The organism is Desulfuromonas carbonis (assembly GCF_054658035.1).
Genome location: NZ_BAAHXR010000003.1, coordinates 684,723 through 704,195, shown reverse-complemented (window position 1 = coordinate 704,195; position 19,473 = coordinate 684,723). Strand labels below are relative to the sequence as shown.

Here is a 19,473-nt window from a genome sequence, read left to right as displayed (position 1 = left end):
AATTGCCTTGACGGTGCCCCTCTCAGCCGAGAGCCTGCTGCAGGTCCTCCCAGAGATCCTCGACATCCTCGATGCCGGCGGAGATCCGTACCAGCGATTCGCGGATGCCGAGACGGCGCTTGTCGGCGGCCGGGATGGCGGCGTGGGACATGCTCCAGCAGTGGGTGAGGATCGTCTCCACGCCGCCGAGGCTGGGAGCGATGATCGGCAGCCGGAGCTTCTCCAGCAGGGGGCGGACCGCGCTGCTTTCGCGGAGCTCGAAAGCGAGGATGGCGCCGGCGCCGCTCGCCTGGGCGAAATGGGTGGCGCGCCCGGGAAAGTCGCTGCGGCCGGGATAGAGGACCCGGTCTACCGCCGGATGGGCAGCGAGGCGCTCGGCGAGGATCGCGGCGTTCTGCTGCGACGCCTCCAGGCGCAGCTTGAGGGTCTTGATCCCCCGCGCGAGGAGAAAGCAGTCGAAGGGGGAGAGGACGGCGCCGAAGGCGTTCTGGAAGAACTTGAGGCGTTTGCCCAGCTCCGGGTCGGCGACGGCGACCAGTCCGGCCATCAGGTCCGAATGCCCGCCGAGGAACTTGGTGGCGCTGTGAATCACGACATCGATGCCGAGGTCGAGGGGGCGCTGCAGCAGCGGCGTCATGAAGGTGTTGTCGAGCAGGGTCAGCAGGTTCCGCTCCTTTGCCAGCGCCACCACCCCCCGCAGGTCGGTGATCTTGAAGAGCGGGTTGGAGGGGGTCTCTAGAAAGATGCCGCGGGTCGTCGGCTGGATGGCGGCAGCGATCCTGGCGACCTCGCAGGTATCGACGAAGCTGACCTCGATCCCCTGCTGCGGCAAAACCTGGGTAAGATAGCGCCAGCTGCCGCCGTAGAGATCTTCCGGGGCGATCAGGTGGTCACCGCTTTTGAAGAGGGACAGGGCGCTGCCGATTGCCGCCATGCCGGTGGCATAGGCGAAGCCGCGGCAGCCTCCCTCAAGGAGGGCGATCGCCTCCTCGACCTGCTGGCGGCTCGGATTACCGCTGCGCGAGTAGTCAAACTCGCCCGATTTGCCACCCGGGTGGTGGTAGGTGGAGGCCGGATAGATTGGCACCACCGCCGCCCCGGTCGCCGGGTCGCGATCATGCCCCTGGTGGACCAGCAGGGTGGCAGTGCGGTAGCTTTTGTCGGTCATGGGGTCTTTCCTTTATTGGTCTTATTGGTCCTATCGGTCCCATGGGTCACACAGGACCCGTAAGCCCTACGCCAGAGCCTGTTCGAGATCCCCGATAATATCACAGGCGCTCTCGATTCCCACCGAAAGGCGCAGCAGTGAATCGCAGATGCCGAGGCGCTGACGCTCTCCTTCCGGGATGTCGCCATGGGTCTGCACCGCCGGCAGGGTCAGCAGCGACTCGACACCGCCGAGGCTCTCGGCAAAGGAGATCACCTGGATGCGCTCCAGGACCTGCCGCGCGGTCGCTGCCGTGTCGACGCGGAAGGAGAGCATGCCGCCAAAACCGGATGCCTGCCGGCGTGACAGCTGGTGGCCGGGGTGGTTCGCCAGCCCCGGGTAGTAGACCGTTCGGACCCTGGGATGCTCCTGCAGCCAATGGGCAATCTCCAGGGCGCTGGCACAGTGCCGTTCGAGGCGCAGGGGGAGGGTCTTGAGGGAGCGCAGCAGCAGCCAGCAGTCCTGAGGCGGCAGGGTGCCGCCGGTGGAGTTCTGCAGGAAGTAGAGGCGCTCTCCCAGCTCCGGGGTGCGGGCGACCAGGGCGCCGGCGAGCAGGTCGCTGTGGCCGCCGAGGTACTTGGTCGCCGAGTAGACGGTGACGTCGGCGCCGAAGTCGAAAGGGCGCTGCAGCACCGGGGTCAGGAAGGTGTTGTCGACGATGAAGAGGAGGTCGTGGCGCCGGCAGAGGGCGCCGAGCGCCGCCAGGTCGGCCACGCCGAGGAGCGGATTGCCGGGGGTTTCGACCAGCAGTGCTTTTGATTCGGGGCGGATGGCGGCGGCAACGGCTGCAGGATCGGTGGTATCGACGTAGCTCGCCGCAAGGCCGAACTTGCCAAAGACCTGGTCGAGGACCCGGTAGGTGCCGCCGTAGAGGTCCTGGGAGACGAGCAGGTGGTCGCCGGCAGAGAAGTGCAGGAAGAGGGTGGTCAGCGCCGCCATTCCCGAGGCGAAGGCAAGTCCGCGAGCGCCCCCCTCGAGGTCGGCCAGGGTTTCCTCGAGCAGCTGCCGGGTCGGGTTGCCGGAGCGGGTGTAGTCGTAGCCGGTGCTCGCACCGACGGCGGGATGGCGGTAGGTGGCACTCGGGTAGATCGGGAAGCTGATGCCGCCGGTGCGCTCGTCGCGGCCGACGCCGGTCTGGACCAGCCGGCTCTCCAGGGTGAGTTGTTTGGTTGTCGTCGTCATCGGTCATCCCCTTGCAGGTTGCGGGGCATGCAAAAAGCCCCTTCTCGTGGGGATGAGAAGGGGCTTCGCGGCACGAATCGGAAGGGAGATCGCCCGGCGAAGCTCCGTCCTCATCTTTCCCTCCGTCGCCCCTTTCGGCTCCGGTGGGCAGGAATTAGCACCTGGCATCCGCACCCTGCGGACCGGTTGCTGTGGCATCAACGGGCCTGTCCCTCCGCCACTCTCGATAAGAACGCTGCTGCGTTATGTTGACGGATATCGTAAAGAATGAACTCTCCGGTGTCAACCACCTTGATAAAGAATTCATTTTCAGTTTTCAGGCAATTCCCTCGAAAAGCACGCTGGAAAGGTAGCGCTCGCCCGAGTCGGGGAGAATGACCACGATCGTCTTCCCCTTGAATTCCGGCAGTTTCGCCAGGCGGATCGCCACCGCTGTTGCCGCGCCGCAGGAAATGCCGGAGAGAATTCCTTCCTGCAGGGCGAGGTCGCGGGCGGTTTCGATCGCTTCGTCGTTGCTGACCTGCTCGACCCGGTCGACGATGGACAGGTCAAGGGTGTCGGGGATGAAGCCGGCGCCGATTCCCTGGATCTTGTGCGGGCCGGGGCGCAATTCGGCGCCGGCAAGCTTCTGGCTGATCACCGGGCTGTCGCTTGGCTCGACCGCCACCGAGAGGATCTGCCTGCCGCGGGTCTGCTTGATGTAGCGGGAGATGCCGGTGATGGTACCGCCGGTGCCGACCCCGGAGACCACCACGTCGACCTTGCCATCGGTATCGTCCCAGATCTCGGGGCCGGTGGTCTGTTCGTGGATGGCGGGATTCGCCGGGTTCTTGAACTGGTGGAGAAGAACATAGCGGTTCGGATCACTCGCCGCCAGTTCTTCGGCGGCGGCGATCGCCCCGGCCATCCCCTTGGCCCCGGGGGTGAGGACGAGGTTGGCGCCGAAGGCCTTGAGGACCTTGCGGCGTTCCAGGCTCATCGTCTCGGGCATGGTCAGGGTGATCGGGATGCCGCGGGCGGCAGCGACGAAAGCGAGCGCAATGCCGGTGTTGCCGCTGGTCGGCTCGACCATCTCCTTGCCGGGACCGAGCAGCCCCTTCTTCTCGGCGTCCCAGACCATGGAGGCGCCGATGCGGCACTTGACCGAGTAGGCGGGGTTGCGCCCCTCGATCTTGGCGAGGATGGTGGTACCGGCCGGCGCCAGGCGTTGCAGGCGCACCAGCGGGGTGCGGCCGATGGCGAGGGAGTTGTCATTGTAAATCTGGCTCATGGTCAGGCTCCTTAGGTTACCGGGGAATGGAAAGACGGGAAATCTCCGCGGTCAGGTCAACCGCTGATAACCCGGACGCAATGCGTTTGCCAAATCCTGCAGCAGTACGCTGATAGAGGTCGAAGCGCGGCTGGCCCTGGCCATTCTGGTCCTTGCCGGCGCGGCTGGTAACAATGCCGATGTCTGCCAGTTGTGGCTGGGAACAGGAGTTGGGGCAGCCAGAAATCGCCCAGCTCAGGCTCTTGAGTTCGAGGGGGGCGCCGGCGATCAATTGGCGGGCGAGGTCGCGGGTCGGTGCCAGGCCCATGCGGCATTCGTGGCTGCCGGGGCAGACCCGGAAGCAGACCTGCTGCTCGGGAGAGCGGCCGTCAAAGCCGGCTGCGGCCAGCGCCGCGGCCAGGTTGGTGCGGGCTTCGGCCGAATCGGGCAGAAAGGCGAGGTCCTGATCGGCGCTGAGCAGAAGGGTGCCGCCCGCCCACTGCTGCGCCGCCACGGCGAGCAGACGCAGGCTCCCGGCGGCGAGTTCGCCGGCGAAGACCCGGGCGGTGAGCGGTTCGATCCGGTCGTCCCTTTCCGCGGTGAGGAGTTTGCCAAGGCCGCGGTCGAACTGCGGCCTTGGCGGCGCACCGGTCTCGGCGCGGAGCAGATCGCGGAAGTTTTCTTCACCGATCTCGGCGAGAACGAACTTGAGGCGGCGTCCGGCCGGCGCCTGGGCAGCGTAGACCCGCAGCACCGCCTCGACCAGGGGAATCACCCGTTCTTCGGGGACGCGGTTGGCGAGCAGGAAGGCGGGCCGCGGCTCGCGCCCGAGCCCCCCGGCGCACCAGACGTCCCAGAGCGGCGTCCCCTCCTTGAGGCCGGCGAAAACCAGCCCGAGATCCTGGATCAGGTGGCGCCCCCGCTCCTCATCGCCATCAACGCCGATCTTGAACTTTTTCGGCAGGCCTTCAAACCAGGGGTTGCCGACGAAGTGGCGATGAAGCCGCCGCGCCAGCGCCTGGCAGCGATCGTAGTGGATGCCGGCCGTGGTGCTGCAGGCAATCCCCCGCACCGCGCCGCCGCAGGCGCCGCGGCCGGTCAGGCCGACGGCGGCCATGCCGCGGTTGACCTCGGCAAGATCGGCGCCGGCGACGTCGTGCAGTTCGATGCTGCCGCGGGTGGTGAGATGGAGGCGACCGCCGGCATAGCGGCCGGCCAGCTCCGCGACCTTGAGGGCCTGCTCGCTGGAGAGGGCGCCAGCGGGGACCTTGATGCGCTGCATGAAGCGGTCGGGGGCGGGCTGCTGGTAGATGCCGTCGAGGCGCAGCTGCTGGGGGGGCAGTGTCATCTTTCGTTTCCTTGCCTGGGGCAGAGTGGAGCGATCATCGGAAAAGACTACCAGAAATATACCCGTGTTGATTCATTTAAGCCAACTCAGGGAAAGAGCTGCCGTACCACCTGCTCGGCCAGTTCGGCGGTAATCTCCTCCGCGACCGGAAACTGCCCCCAGGGGCCTTCCGTGGCCTCGGGCAGAGCGCCGATGCAGACTTCACGGCAGTCTGCCGGCGCAAGGGAGGAAAGGATCGCTTGGCGCCCTCCGGCCGGCGCTGCGGGGAGCGGGGCGAGGACGATCAGCCCGGCCTCGACCAGCAACCTCGCGTCGGCGCCGAGCCGGTCCGGGGAGGTCCGGTCGCCCTGTTTCTGCGACCGGCCGACGGCGTGAGAGCCGAGCAGAAAGACATGGCGGCCGCGGGCGTAAAGCCGTTTTGCGACCAGGCTCGCCAACTGCTCGGCCTTGGCCGCTTCGGCAGCGCTGAACCAGAGGACCCCGGGGACCTGGTCCTTCTGGCGGGCGAGGGCGGCGCGGTCGAGCGCCAGCGCCGACCAGTGCTCGCCAACCCCGGCGAGGAGCGGCTGATGGATCATGCCGGCGCCGACCGTGGCGTTGGTCTGCCGATCGATGAGGATGAAGTTGCCGGTGCCGCGATTCTCCCGGTAGGAGTCGAAGGCGATCAGCCGGTCGAGGGTGATGTTGCAGATGCCGACCTCGTTGAGAGCGAGGGCCTCCCCCGCTTCCTGCTGCAGGCTGTTGACATTGACCTTGAAGCGCAGCTGTCGGACCCTTGCCGGCGTGGTGGCGGCGCCGGCTTTGAGCAGGTAGCTGCGTCCGGGCACCAGGGGCTCCTCGTGCAGCCAGACCAGCTTGGCCTCGAAGCCATCCTCCTGGTAGGGGCGATCGGAGGCCGCGGCCAGGGTATCACCGCGGCTGATGTCGAGTTCGTCGGCCAGGGTCAGGGTGACCGCCTGGCCGGCCACCGCCTCGTCGAGGTCGCCGTCCAGGGTGACGATGCGCGCTATTTTGCTGGTCTGCCCGGAGGCGGCAACCACCAGTTCGTCGCCGGGGCGCACCACCCCGGAGGCGACGGTGCCGCAGTAGCCGCGGAAGTCGAGGTGGGGACGGTTGACCCATTGCACCCGCATCCGGAAGGGTTTGCGCAGCGCGGTATCCGCCACCTCAACCTGCTCTAGGAACTCGAGCAGGGGCGGCCCCTGATACCAGGGGGTGCGATCGCTGCGGGTCAGGACGTTGTCCCCCTTGAGGGCCGAAATCGGAATGGCGGCAACCTGGTCGAAGCCGAGACCGGCGGCAAAGACCTCGTAATCGCGTACGATCCCGGCAAAGCGTTCGCCGTCGTAACCGACCAGATCCATCTTGTTGATCGCCAGGACCACGTGGCGGATGCCGACCAGCGAAACCAGGTAGCTGTGGCGCCGGGTCTGGGTCAGGATTCCCTTGCGGGCATCGATGAGGATCACCGCTACCTGGGCGGTGGAGGCGCCGGTCACCATGTTGCGGGTGTACTGCTCGTGACCGGGGGTGTCGGCGACGATGAACTTGCGCCGGTCGGTGGAGAAGTAACGGTAGGCGACATCGATAGTGATCCCCTGCTCGCGCTCGGCCTGCAGGCCGTCGAGGAGCAGGGCGTAGTCGATCGCCTCCCCCTGGGTGCCGACCCGCTTGCTGTCGGCCTCCAGCGCCGCCAGCTGGTCCTCGAAGATCAGTTTCGAATCCCACAGCATCCGGCCGATCAGGGTGCTCTTGCCGTCGTCGACGCTGCCGCAGGTGATAAAGCGCAGCAGCCCCTTCTCCTCCTGGGACTTGAGATAGGCCTGGATGTCGCTGGCGATCAGTTCGGACTGGTGACTCATTTTTTGTAATCTCCGATTACGGAAATTATGAATTTTGAATTTCGAATTAAATTCAAAATCCAGAATTCAACATTCAAAATTGCCCTTAGAAATATCCTTCCTGCTTCTTCTTCTCCATGCTTCCGGCCTGGTCATGGTCGATCAGGCGCCCCTGGCGCTCGGAGGTGCGGGTCAGCAGCATCTCCTGGATGATCTCCGGCAGGGTCGCAGCGCTCGATTCCACCGCGCCGGTCAGCGGGTAACAACCGAGGGTGCGAAAGCGCACCGATTTCATCTCGACCTTTTCGCCGGGGCGCAGTTGCAGGCGCTCGTCGTCGACCATAATCAGTATGCCGTCCCGCTTCACCACCGGCCGCATGGCCGCGTAGTAGAGGGGGACGATGGGGATTTGCTCCAGGTAGATGTATTGCCAGACGTCGAGCTCGGTCCAGTTGGAGAGGGGAAAGGCGCGGATGCTCTCCCCCTTTTTTACCCGGGCGTTGTAGATGTTCCAGAGTTCGGGGCGCTGGTTCTTCGGGTCCCAGCGGTGGTTCTCGCTGCGGAAGGAGAAAATCCGCTCTTTGGCCCGCGACTTCTCCTCGTCACGCCGGGCGCCGCCGAAGGCGGCGTCGAAGCGGTACTTGTCGAGGGCCTGCTTGAGTCCTTCGGTCTTCATGATGTCGGTGTAGAGGGTGCTGCCGTGGGAAAAGGGGGAGACCCCCTCGTTGACCCCTTCCTCGTTGATGTGGACCAGCAGATCGAAGCCCGCCTCCCGCGCCATCCGATCGCGAAACTCGATCATCTCCCGGAACTTCCAGGTGGTGTCGACGTGCAGCAGCGGGAAGGGGGGGCGCGCCGGGAAGAAGGCCTTTCGCGCCAGATGCAGCATCACCGCCGAGTCCTTCCCCACCGAGTAGAGCATCACCGGGTTCTCGAACTCGGCGACGACCTCGCGCAGGATGTGGATGCTTTCCGCCTCGAGCTGGCGCAAATGGGTCATCTTGATCTTCATCGACGGTCCTCTCTTTTCCAGTTCCTGCCCTTATTCTTCGTTGTTGGCTGCTATTTCCGGTGCAGTCCGCATTCCTTGTGCTCCGGATCCTCCCACCACCAGCGCCCGGCGCGCGGGCTTTCCCCTGGCTCTATCGCCCGGGTGCAGGGGGCGCAGCCGATGGAGGGATACCCCTGGCGGTGGAGCCGATTGACCGGGAGGTGCCGTGCCTCCGCATATTCCCAGACCTCGGCGCTGCTCCAGTCGAGGAGCGGGCTGATCTTGAGCAGGCCGCCATTGGCGGCATCGACTTCGATGGCTTCCAGATCTGCGCGGGTGACGCTCTGCTCCCGGCGCAGGCCGGTGATCCAGCCGCCGAGGCCGGCCAGGGCCCGCCGCAAAGGTTCAACCTTGCGGATCTGGCAGCACTCATGGCGGTTGTCGAGGCTTTCGCGAAAGGAGAAGAGACCTTTTTCCCGTTCCAGTTGCTCCACGGCGGTCCGCTCCGGGAAGTACCAGTCGATGCTGATGCCGTAGCGCTCGACGATCGCTTCCGCCACCTCGTAGGTCTCCTCGTTAAGTCGCCCGGTGTCGAGGGCGAAGAAGCCGGTTTCGAGACCGGCGTGGCGGATCAGGTCGATCACCACCACGTCCTCGATGCTGAAGGAGCAGGCCAGGCTGACCGGTGCTGCCGCCTTGAGGCCGGCGGCCAGGATGGCTCCGGCCCGCTGCTCGGGTGCGTTTTCTGATGGTCGGCTGTGAAGAGACATTTCGGGCTCCGGACAGGAGGGGGACGATAAGGGGGCCAAGTTCTATGGATAAGCCAAAACAATTAAAATGGTCAAGAATAAAAAAATTAAAAACAATAAAAATGGTGTTATTTTTTGTTGTTGTAAAACAACGGTAACTTACGATGGTTTTGGGGGTGCTGAAATTGTGGGCAGAGGTGCCCGGACTTTTGGCAGCGGGGGTGGCCCGGCAGACCGATACCCGCGTTTTTCCGCCGTTTGCAATCGGGCACGGAGATTGAAGAAAGGACCCTGCTTGCCCGCGGCAACGGCGCTGCGGGAAACCCGGAAAAGGAGGTCTGTAGACAATGGAGTCTGCAATCGTATCGTTGCGCCATGGCGGCGATGTGTTGTTCCTGCTCCTCGGTGCGGTCATGGTCTTTGCCATGCACGCCGGCTTTGCCTTTCTCGAAGTCGGGACCGTGCGCAAGAAGAGCCAGGTCAACGCCTTTGTCAAGATCCTCTGCGACTGGTCGGTCTCGACAGTCGTCTACTTCCTGATCGGCTACCCGATCGCCTACGGCATCCACTTCTATCATCCCGCCGCCGGCCTGCTCGGCGACAACCAGGGGTTGGAACTGGTCCGGTTCTTCTTTCTCCTCTGTTTCGCCGCCTGCATCCCGGCGATCATCTCCGGCGGGATTGCCGAGCGGGCCCGCTTCTGGCCCCAGGTCGTCGCCGGGGCGATTTTCGTCGGCATCACCTATCCGCTCTTCGAATCCTTTATCTGGGGGCAGAACAGCGCCGGGCTGCAGGGGCTCTTCCAGCGCTGGTGCGGGGCGCCGTTTCACGATTTTGCCGGTAGCGTCGTGGTCCACTCGATGGGCGGTTGGCTCGCCCTCCCCGCGGTCCTGATCCTCGGTCCCCGCCTCGGGCGGTTCGTGGGACGCCGCAGTCAGCCGATCCCGATCAGCAATATCCCCTTCCTCGCCCTCGGCAGCTGGATCCTGGCGGTCGGCTGGTTCGGTTTCAATGTCATGAGCGCCCAGAGCCTGGAAGGGATCTCCGGACTGGTCGCCGTCAACTCCCTCCTCGCCATGGTTGGTGGCGTCCTCTTCGCCCTCGTCGCCAGCAAGAATGACCCGGGCTTTGTCCACAACGGCGCCCTGGCCGGGCTGATTGCCATCTGCGCCGGTTCGGACCTGGTCCATCCTCTGGCGGCCTTCTTGATGGGCGGGATCGGTTCGCTGATCTTTGTCTACGGTTTCCAGTGGGAGCAGGAGAAACTGAAGATCGACGATGTCCTCGGGGTCTGGCCGCTCCACGGCATGATCGGCACCTGGGGAGGGATCAGCGCCGGCATCTTCGGCCAGAGCCTCTTCGGCGGACTTGGTGGGGTGAGTTTCCTGGCCCAATTCGCCGGAAGTCTTCTGGCCGTGGTCTACGCTCTGGGGACCGGTGGCCTGGTCTATTTCCTGATTTCGCGCTTCTTCGGCTATCGGCTCTCGGACGAAGCCCAATACGCCGGCCCCGACCTGGCGATTCACCAGATTCACGCCTATCCGGAAGATTACGTGCGCTAGCGCCTTGACGACCGCCTGGGTCGCGCTATAGTGAAAATCAAGAATTATGATTCAACGGGAGCGGGACGCCGCTTCCCCTTCGCCCTGGATGGCCGGCCCTCCTGGTATCCAGGGTATTTTTCGGCAAGAACGACAACGGCCATGCCTCCTCGGGGGGGCATGGCCGTTGCTGGTTGCAGCTGGAACGTCCTGCTACCGGCCGCGCCGGGCCAGCTGGTCGAGGTTCTTGATCTCCTGCTCGATCAGGTAGGAAAAGCTGTAGCGGCCGAGAATATTCAAAAATTCGGTGCGGACTTCACGCCAGGCGCCATGCACCGGGCAGAAAACGTCCCGTTCGCAGGAGCCCTCACGGCTCAGGCACTGGTTCAGATAGAGGGGCCCCTCTTCGGCCTTGACAATATCGAGGAGGGTGACTTCGGCGGGATCCTTGAGCAGGTAGAAGCCCCCACCGACACCCCGCTGCGAGCCGACGATCCCGAGCTTGATCAGCGGCTGGAGAATCTTGGTGAGAAAGGCCGGGGTGATGTCCTGGGTCTGGCAGATGTCTTTTTTGAAGACAATCTCCCCGCGCGGCTGCTTGGCGAGGTAGAGGATGGCGCGGATGGCGTATTCGGTGGCACGGGTAATCAGCAAGGCAGACCTCCCTAAAGATGACTTCAGGAGTAATGTAGATAGCCGGCCGCAGCAGATTTGTCAACGGAAAAGGACGATTCGGGTCTTTTTAGCCGGGCATCAGGAGGGCAGCAGCTGCCGTACCTGCCGAACCAGCGACTTGCCGTCGAACGGTTTCTGGATGAAGGCGTCCGCCCCGGACTCACGGGCCAGATCGGCCAGTTCGTCGCGGGATTTGGTTGACATCAGGACGATGGGGATCTTGCTGCTGGCTTCCCGCTGCTTGAGCAGACGCACCTTGCGATCGCCGTTGAGCAGTGGCATCATGACGTCGATGAGAATCAGGTCCGGTCGCGGGGTGCCATAGATGAACCGGTTGGCGTCAATCCCCGAATCGGTGGTGATCACTTCATAGCCTGCGGCCTCCAGGGCGTCGGATGCGACCGCGAGGACCAGTTTGCTGTCGTCAATGACGATGATACGCTGACTTGTCACTTCTGCCTCATGCTTTCTGCAGGATGGGACCGGTCGTAAATCTAAAGATTACGTGGACCCTCTCCAAAATGTATAACGCCGTTTTTGCTTTTTGATTCTAGCGACCGGGGAGAGGAAGTCAAAGGAAAAATTTTTAACCAAAAATGAATCACAATCCTGACCCTCGCCGCGGTTTTGACCGGTTCCTCCCGGGAAATGGCGCCCGGCAAGTTTTTTTGCAGGGTGAAGAGGCGTTTTGTTGGTGAAGAGAAATTGATGGTGAAAATTCCCCCCGGCATTGTCGGTCGTTTCGCGCCGAGCCCCACCGGGCCCCTCCATTTCGGCTCGCTGGTTGCTGCTGTCGGCAGCTACTGTCTGGCGCGGCAGGCTGCGGGGCGCTGGCTGTTGCGGATCGAGGACCTCGATGCGCCGCGGGTCGTGGCCGGGGCGGCCGATGGCATCATGCGGGATCTGGAGGCCCTCGGCCTGACCTGGGACGGCGCGGTGGTGTGGCAGAGCCGTCGCACCGAGGCTTATGCCGAGGCGCTGGCCCGCCTGCAGCAGCAGGGACTGGTCTATGCCTGCGGCTGTTCGCGCCGCGAAATTCTCGCCAGCGCCCCCCATCCCGGCGAAGATGGGCCGGTCTACCCCGGCACCTGCCGCGAGGGGCTCCCGCCCGGGCGGCAACCACGGGCCGAGCGGTTGCGGGTTCCGGCCACCCTGGTCACCTTCCAGGATGGGCTCTGCGGCCACCAGGAGCAGCGCCTCGCCGACGCTGTCGGCGACTTCATCCTGCGCCGCGCTGACGGGATCTTTGCCTACCAGCTGGCCGCGGTGGTGGACGATGCCGCCGCCGGGGTCAACCAGGTGGTGCGGGGTGCCGACCTCCTCGCTTCCACGCCGCGCCAGATCTATCTGCACAGCTGCCTGGGGAACTCGTTGCCCCGCTACATCCACCTGCCGCTGGCCCTGGGGAGTGACGGCGAAAAACTGAGCAAGCGCCACGGCGCCAGTCTCGCCCCCGGTTCCGTTTCCGGGGGGGAGCTGCTGGCGCTGGTCCTCGAATTCCTCGGCCAGACGCCCCCGCCCGAACTGGCCCAGGCTCCGCCGCGGGAACTTCTCGCCTGGGGGGTGGCCAACTTCAGTCTCGACCGGGTGCCGGTTGCCGCAGGCAGTGCCAGGGGGATTCCGGGATGGTGCTGAGCAGGGCCCTTGCTGTTCGGTGCTGGCGTTACCGGAGATTTTCTGGTATGGGAGAGAGGACTGACTTGCTGAGCGGCGGAGCCGTGGCCGCCAAACCGGCAATTCCTGAACTCGTCGCAAGAATGGAGATTTGACCATGGGTCGAAAGCTGTTGTGGTTATTGGTGGTACTCCTCCCGCTCGCCGGCTGTGCCAAGGGAAGTTACAAACTGGCTCCAGAGGCTTACCGCCAGCAGGTCAAGACGCTCGGGGTGGTCCCGCTGCTGCTCGACGATCAATCGACGATCCTGCACCCGGAGCGGGAGGCGGTCCTTGACCTTCTGGCGCGCCAGAACGCGGGGAAGAGCCCGTGGCTGGTCGAAGCACTGCGGGAAGGGAAGGGCTATTTTGATGTGCGGGAAGTCCCCGGCGACCCGCGCGCGCTCTTCTCCAGCCTGGTGGTTGAGAGTACCATCGATGGCAAGGGGTCCCAGTTCCATCGCAGTTACCTCTTTGCCCCTGGTGCCGTTGGTGAGCTTTGCCGGCGTAACGCCGTTGATGGCATCCTCGTCGTAATTCTCAACGGGGTGGTGCGTAACGAGAAACGCTGGGACCGGGACCGGTCGAGTCTCAACTTCCTGCAGGCGGACTACAATATGATCCTGGCCAGCGCCGCGGTCGTACTCCCCTCCGGCGCCATCGCCTGGACCAATGGCGGGACAGACAGCGCTTTCCTCGATCTGCAATACCCCGACTTCGACGAGGCCTTTTACAACGCCAGCGAGCAGGTGCGACTGCGTTTCGTCTCGGTCGCCGGTCTCGAGCGGATCCTGGCGCGGCGCGATTCGGGCCTGCTCTTCAAAAGCACCCTGTCGCAGCGCTACAAGGAGCTCTTCGATCGCCTGACCAGCGCCCTGACCCCCGGTCTGCTCGACCAGTTCGCCCCTGCCCGGGGGACTGCGCCAGCGGCGAAGTGATGCACCTATCTATGGCCCGGACCGGAAGTTTTCTTGCCGGCCCGGGCCATAAAGGGGTTGACAATGTTTAATAAAGGGCGTAGATAGAGGACCATTGCCCGGACTTCACTCCTGATTTGATCGTTTTGTCAGACCAGCCTTTCGACGATCCCTGCGTTCTTGCCCAATAAAAAGGTTAATACCCGCAGCACCTTCCAGGACTGCGCCCTTCGGCGCGGGCGGCAATTCTCCTGAGGCAGCTGCGGTTAGTCCCTGACGGGGAAACCCCATTCGACCATTCCAGACAGCCATCTGAAAATCAACCAAGGATTTCGCAACACCGGACCCGATCCTGCCCGGTTGCCGGCCCCCGGGCTGCCAACCCCACGGGCATGCCCGGGCTGCTACCGGCTCTGAGACGAGCCGAGGAGAGAACATGAACCTCAAGGACCTGAAGGAAAAGAAGGCCACCGACCTGGCCGTTTTGGCCAAGGACCTGAAGATCGAAGGGGCTGCCGGCATGCGCAAGCAGGACCTGATCTTCGCCATTCTCGCCGCCACCGCCGAGAAGAATGGCGCGATCTTCGGCGAAGGTGTGCTGGAGATCCTCCCCGATGGCTTCGGTTTCCTGCGGGCACCCGATGCCAACTACCTGCCGGGTCCCGACGATATCTACGTTTCACCTTCCCAGATCCGCCGCTTCAACCTGAAGACCGGTGATACCGTCTCCGGCCAGATCCGGCCGCCCAAGGAAGGGGAGCGTTATTTTGCCCTGCTCAAGGTTTCCGAGGTCAACTTCGAGGATCCGGCTGTCGCCCGCGAAAAGACCCTCTTCGACAACCTCACCCCGCTCTACCCGGAAGAGCGTCTGCATCTGGAGACGACCCACGACAACCTTTCGGCCCGGGTCATCGACCTGGTCGCCCCGGTCGGCAAGGGGCAGCGGGCGCTGATCGTCGCCCCGCCGCGCACCGGCAAGACCATGCTGATCCAGAATATCGCCAACTCGATCACCGCCAACCATCCGGAGGTCTACCTGATCGTGCTGCTGATCGACGAGCGGCCGGAAGAGGTGACCGACATGCAGCGCAGCGTCAACGGCGAGGTGATCTCCTCGACCTTCGACGAGCCAGCTACCCGCCACGTCCAGGTCGCCGAGATGGTGATCGAGAAGGCGAAGCGGCTGGTCGAGCACAAGCGGGACGTCGTCATCCTCCTCGATTCGATCACCCGCTTGGCGCGCGCCTACAATACCGTGGTGCCACCGTCCGGCAAGATTCTCTCCGGCGGCGTCGATTCCAACGCCCTGCACAAGCCGAAGCGCTTTTTCGGTGCGGCCCGCAACATCGAGGAAGGGGGGAGCCTGACGATTATCGCCACCGCCCTGATCGATACCGGCAGCAAGATGGACGAAGTCATCTTCGAAGAGTTCAAGGGGACCGGCAACTCCGAGCTGCACCTCGACCGGCGCCTGGTCGAGAAGCGCACCTTCCCCGCTATCGACATCAACAAGTCGGGGACCCGCCGCGAAGAGCTGCTGATCGACAAGGTCTCCCTGCAGCGCATCTGGCTGCTGCGCAAGGTCCTCTCGTCGATGAACGTGGTCGACAGCATGGAGTTCCTCCTCGACAAGCTTGGCGAAACCAAAACCAACCAGGAGTTCCTCGACTCGATGAACCGCTGAGCAGGGTCTGGAAAAGCTGTTGCATCCCCGCGCCGTTCGTGCTAAAAAGCTTCTTTCCCGCGACACCCAATAAGGTTGCCTGTACAGAACCAGGCATAAGGAGACGACCATGAAAGAAGGAATCCACCCCAAGTACCAGGACGTGACCATCAAGTGTCACTGCGGCAACGTCATCGAAACCCGTTCGACCAAGAGCGGTGAAGTCAACACCGAGATCTGCAGTGCCTGCCATCCGTTCTTCACCGGCAAGCAGAAGCTGATGGACACCGCCGGCCGGATCGAGCGTTTCCGCAAGCGCTACGAGCAGAAATAACCAATCTGTCACTGGAGACGGCCCTCCGGGGCCGTCTTTTTTCTCTGTCATCACGACGCCATCGCCGGGACGATCCGTCGTCGTCGCGGAATCAGGAGCAGCCGGCGGGCGCCTAGGCGTCGACCGGCTCTTGCCGTTTTATCGGTCCGGTCCGCTCTTTTGCCCTTCGACAGCAGAAGGTTCCAGAAATGAACGTCCAGCTGTTGACCCATACCCCCGACCCGGAACGGGTCGTCGCCGCCGCTGCCCGGCTCTGCTATTCGGCGGCGGGGATCGACCAGTTGCTGGCCAAGGACCGCTCCGAGCAGGAAGCGCTGCTGCGGAAGATTCTCGGCCTGGGGCATCTTTCGGTCCTCGAGCACGCGGCCTTCACCTTCGGCGTCGAAGGGATCAGCCGCGCCTGCTCCCATCAACTGGTGCGCCACCGTCTCGCCTCCTACTCCCAGCAGAGCCAGCGCTACGTCTCCCACAAGGAACGCTTCGATGCGGTGACTCCGCCCTCGATCGCTGCCCACCCCGAATTGACGGCGCGTTACACCGCTCTGCTGGACGAGGTGCATGCCCTCTACCGGGAGCTGCTCGCAGCGGGTATCCCGGCGGAGGACGCCCGCTTCGTCCTTCCCAACGCGGCCACCACCAAGATCGTGGTGACCATGAATGCCCGTGAGCTGGTGCACTTTTTCGAGCTGCGCTGCTGCCGCCGCGCCCAGTGGGAAATCCGTGACCTAGCGATCCAGATGTTGCGCCTGGCCCGGCAGGCGGCACCGCTCCTCTTTGCCACGGCCGGCCCCGGCTGCCTCAACGGCCCCTGTCCGGAGGGGGCTATGACCTGTGGCGCCATCAGCGCGGTGCGCAGTGAGTTTGGCGCACTCTGAGTCTCTTTTCGCGGAGTCCCCGGGCTCCGCTGGCGGAACATGTTTCAAAAACTCGAAGAAGTCGTCGACCGTTTCCGGGAAGTGGAGGGACTCCTCTCCAGCCCCGGAGTGGTCGCCAACCAGGAAAAATTCCGGGCCCTGACCCGCGAGCACGCCGAGCTGAGCGAGGTGGTGGAAACCTACCGCGCTTACTGCAAGGTGGTCGAGGATGTGGCCGGCAACCGCGAGCTGCTGCGGGATAGTGATCCCGAAATGCGGGAGCTGGCCCGGGCCGAGCTGCCGGGTCTGGAAGCGCGCCAGGAGGAACTGGAGCGGGAGCTGACCCTGCTGCTGCTGCCGAAGGATCCCAACGACGCCAAGAATATCATTCTCGAAATCCGTGCCGGTACCGGCGGCGAGGAGGCCTCCCTCTTTGCCGCCGACCTCTTCCGCATGTATTCCCGCTATGCCGATCGCCAGGGGTGGCGCGTTGAACTGATGAGCGCCTCCGAATCGGACAGTGGCGGCTTCAAGGAGGTCATCGCGCTGATCAGCGGTGACCGGGTCTATTCACGGCTCAAGTTCGAGAGTGGCACCCATCGCGTGCAGCGGGTGCCGGCGACCGAAGCCCAGGGGCGGATTCACACCTCGGCCTGTACCGTCGCCGTCCTCCCCGAAGCCGAGGATGTCGAGCTGGAGATCGACCCGAGCGAGCTGCGCATCGACGTCTATCGCGCCTCCGGCGCCGGCGGGCAGCATGTCAACAAGACCGAGTCGGCAGTGCGCATCACCCACCTGCCGACCGGGACGGTGGTCTCCTGCCAGGACGAGAAATCCCAGCACAAGAACAAGGCGAAGGCGATGAAGGTCCTCAAGTCGCGCATCCTCGACACCATGCAGGCGGCGGCCACCGCCAAACAGGCCGCTGACCGCAAGAGTCAGGTCGGCAGCGGTGACCGCAGCGAGCGGATCCGGACCTACAATTTCCCCCAGGGACGCTGTACCGATCACCGCATCGGGCTCACCCTCTACCGTCTCGAAGCGATCATGGCGGGGGAGATCGACGAGCTGATCGAAGCCCTGGCAACCAGCGCCCAGGCGGCGGCCCTCTCCAGCCAGGAGGCTTGAGCTTGGCGGAGTCCTGGACGGTTCTCAAGATCCTCAAGTGGACCAGCGGCTACCTGGCCGAGCGCGGTATCGACAACGGCCGCCTCGACGCCGAACTGCTCCTCGCCGACCTGCTGCAGCTCGATCGGGTCGGGCTTTATCTCAACTTTGACCGGCCGCTGAATGCGGCCGAACTGACCGATTTCCGGCAGCGGGTCGGTCGCCGGGCGCGGCGCGAACCGCTGCAGTATATCCTTGGCCGCGCCGAGTTCTGGTCGCTGCCGTTTCGTGTTGGGCCGGCGGTTCTGGTTCCCCGTCCCGATACCGAAGTGCTGGTCGAAGAGGCGCTGGCCCGGGCCACGCCGGCGGCCCGTATCCTCGATGTCGGTACCGGCAGCGGTGCGATTGCCGTGGCCCTGGCCCATGAGCTCCCCGCCGCCCGGGTGGCGGCGGTCGATATCTCGAAGGAAGCGCTCCTCCTCGCGGCGGAGAACGCGCGGGTCAACGGCGTCGCCGAACGGGTGACTTTCACCCCGGGCGACCTGCACGCGCTGGCGGATGGCGAGTTCGACCTGGTGGTCGCCAACCCGCCCTATATTGCAGCGACCGACCTCGCCGGCCTGATGCCCGAGGTCAGGGACTTTGAACCGCAGCTCGCCCTGGATGGCGGCAGCGACGGCCTCGACGCCTATCGGGCCCTCGCCCGGCAGGCATCAAAGCTGCTGGTGCCGGGCGGGTGGCTGCTGGTTGAGGTCGGCGCCGGGCAGGCGCCTGCGGTGCAGGAACTGCTGGCGGCAGCCGGTCTCGGCGAGCTCTTTTGCCGAGCTGACTATGCCGGCATCCCGCGGGTGGTGGGCGGCAGGCACATTTAGAGCAGGCCTGGTTTCAGCAAACGGAGTTATCTAATTGGACAAGATCGTCATTCACGGCGGGCAGCGGCTCAAGGGTGAAGTCCTGATCAGCGGGGCCAAGAATGCCGCCCTGCCGCTATTGTTTGCTACCCTGCTGGCGCCGGGGCGGCACCGGCTCGCCAATGTGCCGCAATTGCGGGATATCGATACCGTCGCCGAGCTCTTGACCACCCTCGGAGCGACGGTGGAGCGCGCTGACGGGCTTTTCACGGTCGGCGCCGACGCCATCATGAGTATCGAGGCGCCCTATGAGCTGGTGCGGACCATGCGCGCCTCGGTCCTCGTTCTCGGCCCGCTGCTCGCCCGCCATGGCGAGGCCCGCGTCAGTCTCCCCGGCGGCTGTGCCATCGGCGCCCGGCCGATCAACCTGCACCTCAAGGGGTTCGAGGCGATGGGGGCGAAGATCGTCCTCGATCACGGCTACGTCGAGGCGCGCGCCAAACGCCTCCACGGCGCCCGGATCTATTTCGATCTCCCGACCGTCGGCGGCACCGAAAACCTGATGATGGCGGCCACCCTCGCCAAGGGGACGACCATCCTTGAAAACGCCGCCTGCGAGCCGGAGATCGTCGATCTTGCCAATGCGCTCAATGCCATGGGGGCGCGGATTAGCGGCGCCGGCAGCGACACCGTGACCATCGAGGGGGTCGAGGATTTGCGTCCCCTCGATTACGCGGTGATGCCCGACCGGATCGAGGCCGGCACCTTCATGGTCGCCGCCGCCATCACCCGCGGCGACGTCAAGGTGACCGGAGCCGTGGCCAGTGACCTTGAGGCGCTGATCGCCAAGCTGCGCGACGCCGGCGCCGAGATTGTCGAAGAGAGCGGCGGCTTGCGGGTCAAGGGACCGCGCCGGATCGAGTCGGTCAATATCAAGACCCATCCCCATCCCGGCTTCCCGACCGACATGCAGGCCCAGTTCATGGCGCTGATGACCCTCGGCCAGGGGACGAGCGTGATCAGCGAGAATGTCTTCGAAAACCGCTTCATGCACGTCTGCGAGCTGCAGCGGATGGGGGCCGATATCAGCATCGAGGGGCACAGCGCCACCGTCAAGGGGGTCAAGGGGCTGACCGGCGCCCCGGTGATGGCGACCGACCTGCGCGCCAGCGCCTCGCTGATTCTCGCCGGCCTCGCCGCGGACAACACCACCGAGGTGGCGCGCATCTACCATCTCGATCGCGGCTACGAACGGATCGAAACCAAACTCAAACAACTGGGCGCCGATATCGAGCGGGTCCGGGCCTGAACC

18 protein-coding genes and 1 riboswitch are annotated in these 19,473 nt (G+C 64.5%); of the genes, 9 read left to right on the top strand and 9 right to left on the bottom strand.

All coding sequences use genetic code 11. The annotated features are described in order from the left end of the window. Positions 1-22 precede the first annotated feature (22 nt). The 7 genes from ACYQ8E_RS10200 to ACYQ8E_RS10170 form a co-directional block, all read right to left on the bottom strand. A complete protein-coding gene (locus ACYQ8E_RS10200) occupies positions 23-1,168 on the bottom strand; it encodes a trans-sulfuration enzyme family protein (RefSeq protein WP_459860897.1) in 1,146 nt (381 codons plus the stop codon). A gap of 66 nt (positions 1,169-1,234) precedes the next feature. Then, positions 1,235-2,389 carry a trans-sulfuration enzyme family protein gene (locus tag ACYQ8E_RS10195; protein WP_459860895.1) on the bottom strand — a complete coding sequence of 385 codons (1,155 nt, stop codon included), beginning with the start codon at positions 2,387-2,389 and terminating at the stop codon, positions 1,235-1,237. Positions 2,390-2,496: 107 nt separating this feature from the next. Continuing rightward, a riboswitch (SAM riboswitch) is annotated at positions 2,497-2,622 on the bottom strand. An 83-nt stretch (positions 2,623-2,705) separates the two neighbouring features. Further along, positions 2,706-3,659, bottom strand: a complete 954-nt coding sequence (gene cysK, locus ACYQ8E_RS10190) for a cysteine synthase A (RefSeq protein WP_066728863.1) — start codon at positions 3,657-3,659, stop codon at positions 2,706-2,708. Between the two features lie 16 nt (positions 3,660-3,675). Next, on the bottom strand, positions 3,676-4,986 hold the full coding sequence (locus tag ACYQ8E_RS10185) for a nitrite/sulfite reductase (RefSeq protein WP_459860893.1): 1,311 nt from the start codon (positions 4,984-4,986) through the stop codon (positions 3,676-3,678). A gap of 86 nt (positions 4,987-5,072) precedes the next feature. After that, positions 5,073-6,848: a sulfate adenylyltransferase subunit CysN gene (cysN, locus tag ACYQ8E_RS10180; RefSeq protein WP_459860891.1), complete on the bottom strand. Its 1,776-nt coding sequence runs from the start codon at positions 6,846-6,848 to the stop codon at positions 5,073-5,075. 85 nt (positions 6,849-6,933) lie between these two features. Then, positions 6,934-7,839: a sulfate adenylyltransferase subunit CysD gene (gene cysD, locus ACYQ8E_RS10175; RefSeq protein WP_066728857.1), complete on the bottom strand. Its 906-nt coding sequence runs from the start codon at positions 7,837-7,839 to the stop codon at positions 6,934-6,936. A gap of 50 nt (positions 7,840-7,889) precedes the next feature. Beyond that, positions 7,890-8,588, bottom strand: a complete 699-nt coding sequence (locus ACYQ8E_RS10170; RefSeq protein ID WP_459860889.1) for a phosphoadenylyl-sulfate reductase — start codon at positions 8,586-8,588, stop codon at positions 7,890-7,892. A 326-nt stretch (positions 8,589-8,914) separates the two neighbouring features. Between ACYQ8E_RS10170 and ACYQ8E_RS10165 the strand changes: the two genes are divergently transcribed. After that, the gene (locus ACYQ8E_RS10165) at positions 8,915-10,129 is read left to right on the top strand and encodes an ammonium transporter (protein WP_066728847.1); all 1,215 of its coding nucleotides are present in this window, start codon (positions 8,915-8,917) and stop codon (positions 10,127-10,129) included. 192 nt (positions 10,130-10,321) lie between these two features. Here the strand turns inward: ACYQ8E_RS10165 and ACYQ8E_RS10160 are convergent, their stop codons facing one another. Together ACYQ8E_RS10160 and ACYQ8E_RS10155 are read right to left on the bottom strand one after the other, a co-directional pair. Next, positions 10,322-10,762, bottom strand: a complete 441-nt coding sequence (locus ACYQ8E_RS10160; protein WP_066728846.1) for an RrF2 family transcriptional regulator — start codon at positions 10,760-10,762, stop codon at positions 10,322-10,324. Positions 10,763-10,861: 99 nt separating this feature from the next. Further along, positions 10,862-11,236, bottom strand: coding sequence for a response regulator (locus ACYQ8E_RS10155; RefSeq protein ID WP_066728845.1), 375 nt, complete (start codon positions 11,234-11,236; stop codon positions 10,862-10,864). A gap of 255 nt (positions 11,237-11,491) precedes the next feature. Between ACYQ8E_RS10155 and gluQRS the strand changes: the two genes are divergently transcribed. The 8 genes from gluQRS (at position 11,492) to murA (ending at position 19,470) form a co-directional block, all read left to right on the top strand. Continuing rightward, positions 11,492-12,418: a tRNA glutamyl-Q(34) synthetase GluQRS gene (gene gluQRS / locus ACYQ8E_RS10150; RefSeq protein ID WP_066728844.1), complete on the top strand. Its 927-nt coding sequence runs from the start codon at positions 11,492-11,494 to the stop codon at positions 12,416-12,418. A gap of 136 nt (positions 12,419-12,554) precedes the next feature. Then, complete coding sequence (locus tag ACYQ8E_RS10145) at positions 12,555-13,373, top strand: hypothetical protein (protein ID WP_157471923.1); 819 nt, start codon at positions 12,555-12,557, stop codon at positions 13,371-13,373. A gap of 415 nt (positions 13,374-13,788) precedes the next feature. Continuing rightward, on the top strand, positions 13,789-15,036 hold the full coding sequence (gene rho, locus ACYQ8E_RS10140; RefSeq protein WP_066728839.1) for a transcription termination factor Rho: 1,248 nt from the start codon (positions 13,789-13,791) through the stop codon (positions 15,034-15,036). A 109-nt stretch (positions 15,037-15,145) separates the two neighbouring features. Next, positions 15,146-15,349, top strand: a complete 204-nt coding sequence (rpmE, locus tag ACYQ8E_RS10135; RefSeq protein ID WP_066728833.1) for a 50S ribosomal protein L31 — start codon at positions 15,146-15,148, stop codon at positions 15,347-15,349. Between the two features lie 188 nt (positions 15,350-15,537). Continuing rightward, the gene (thyX, locus tag ACYQ8E_RS10130; RefSeq protein WP_066728831.1) at positions 15,538-16,224 is read left to right on the top strand and encodes an FAD-dependent thymidylate synthase; all 687 of its coding nucleotides are present in this window, start codon (positions 15,538-15,540) and stop codon (positions 16,222-16,224) included. A gap of 39 nt (positions 16,225-16,263) precedes the next feature. Beyond that, positions 16,264-17,331, top strand: coding sequence for a peptide chain release factor 1 (gene prfA, locus ACYQ8E_RS10125; protein WP_066728829.1), 1,068 nt, complete (start codon positions 16,264-16,266; stop codon positions 17,329-17,331). Between the two features lie 2 nt (positions 17,332-17,333). After that, positions 17,334-18,182 (top strand): peptide chain release factor N(5)-glutamine methyltransferase, encoded by an 849-nt coding sequence (gene prmC / locus ACYQ8E_RS10120; protein ID WP_459860884.1) that lies wholly within the window; start codon positions 17,334-17,336, stop codon positions 18,180-18,182. A 34-nt stretch (positions 18,183-18,216) separates the two neighbouring features. Then, a complete protein-coding gene (gene murA, locus ACYQ8E_RS10115) occupies positions 18,217-19,470 on the top strand; it encodes a UDP-N-acetylglucosamine 1-carboxyvinyltransferase (protein WP_459860882.1) in 1,254 nt (417 codons plus the stop codon). Positions 19,471-19,473 lie beyond the last annotated feature (3 nt).